1 protein-coding gene is annotated in these 225 nt (G+C 52.9%); it reads right to left on the bottom strand.

The window, feature by feature from the left end:
- The coding region (locus DXX99_RS11290) for a UPF0236 family transposase-like protein (RefSeq protein WP_205664729.1) at positions 1–225 on the bottom strand (225 nt) is incomplete at both ends.

The following is a 225-nucleotide window of genomic DNA, read 5'->3' as shown; positions in this document are numbered from 1 at the left end:
TTCTTCCCGTCCTGACCGGCTACGTGGTCTTCGTCCGCTTCCACGTAAAGAACTTTCACCCGGCGCTTCTCTTTGGGTGGTTCGGGCAGTTCTTCGGAAATAAAGTCGTGCACTACCTTCTTCACGGCCTCGCCACTCAGTACAACTTCCTGGTTACCTTTCCCTACTCTTTCCCCACTCTTCCGGTAGGAAAGCTCTACTGCTTCTTCTAAGACCTGTGCCTTG

Origin of the sequence: Ammonifex thiophilus, assembly GCF_003368535.1 — a bacterium.
GTDB classification, from domain to species: Bacteria; Bacillota; Desulfotomaculia; order Desulfotomaculales; family Ammonificaceae; genus Ammonifex; species Ammonifex thiophilus.
This window is presented reverse-complemented; position numbering and strand designations above follow the sequence as displayed.